The sequence below is a fragment of the Phytoactinopolyspora endophytica genome (assembly GCF_004138495.1).
Lineage (GTDB): Bacteria > Actinomycetota > Actinomycetes > Jiangellales > Jiangellaceae > Phytoactinopolyspora > Phytoactinopolyspora endophytica.
In genome coordinates this window covers 146,139-147,047 of sequence record NZ_ML142854.1, presented here as the reverse complement: position 1 = coordinate 147,047, position 909 = coordinate 146,139, and the positions used below count along the sequence as shown (strand labels likewise).

Below are 909 nucleotides of genomic sequence, written 5' to 3'. Positions count from 1 at the left end.
AGGGCATCGCGGATGCGCTACAAGCTTCCTGGCCACCGAGGCCATCACGAACGGCATCGGCATACCCCGGGGCACCCCGGACCTCGATCTCACCGAGGCCTGCCGGCTCGCGCAGGACGGCGACGTCGTCGCGCTGCGGGTGTTCGCGGATGCCGGCCGAGCGCTGGGGCTGCTGATCGCCAACGTCGTCAACCTGGTCGGAGTCCCCGTGGTGATCCTCGCCGGGGACGGCCTGGACATGCACGACCACGCCCGCCCCGCCATGGATGAGGCGCTGGCGGATCATCTCGATCCCTGGGCAACACCACCTCGCATCGAGATCTTCCACTCCGACTTCGACGAGTGGGCACGCGGGGCAGCCGTCGTGGCCTGCCAATGGCTGCTCGTCGATCCGCCCGGCGAGGACCGATTCGCCCGGGCCGAACACTCTCACGATTGAAAGGAACCGATGTCCGCGCTTCCGCTTGACCCCAAGGCCCCGCTGGACTCCGATGCCGGATCGTTCAGCGTCGGCATCGTCGGTGCCGGCCAGTTCTCCACGAGCTTCGCCACCCTATGGAACCTGCACCCGAACGTCAGCAGCCTCCAGGTGACGGATCTGAAGCCGGACCGGGCCGAGCAGCTGGCCGCACGCTACGAGAACGCCACGACGGTGGGCAGCTTCGAGGAGATGCTCGATTCCGACGTCGATGCCGTCGCGATCTTCACCCAACGCTGGACCCACGCGCCGCTCGTGCTGGCCGCCCTCGAAGCCGGGAAGCACGTCTACTCGGCGGTGCCCATGGCCACCGAGCTGACCGACATCGAGGCGATCATCTCCTCCGTCGAACGCACCGGCCTGATCTACATGATGGGCGAGACCAGCTACTACAACCCCGCCACCACCTTCATGCGGCAGAAGGTCCGCGA

Annotated in this window: 2 protein-coding genes; both read left to right on the top strand. The window is 67.3% G+C overall.

Features of this window, described 5'->3' with window-relative positions; translation table 11 throughout:
• On the top strand, positions 1–439 hold a 439-nt coding region (locus ELR45_RS35170), incomplete at its 5' end, for an ROK family protein (RefSeq protein ID WP_165367756.1).
• 9 nt (positions 440–448) lie between these two features.
• A partial coding sequence (locus tag ELR45_RS37805; protein WP_205856566.1) for a Gfo/Idh/MocA family protein occupies positions 449–909 on the top strand: 461 nt, incomplete at its 3' end.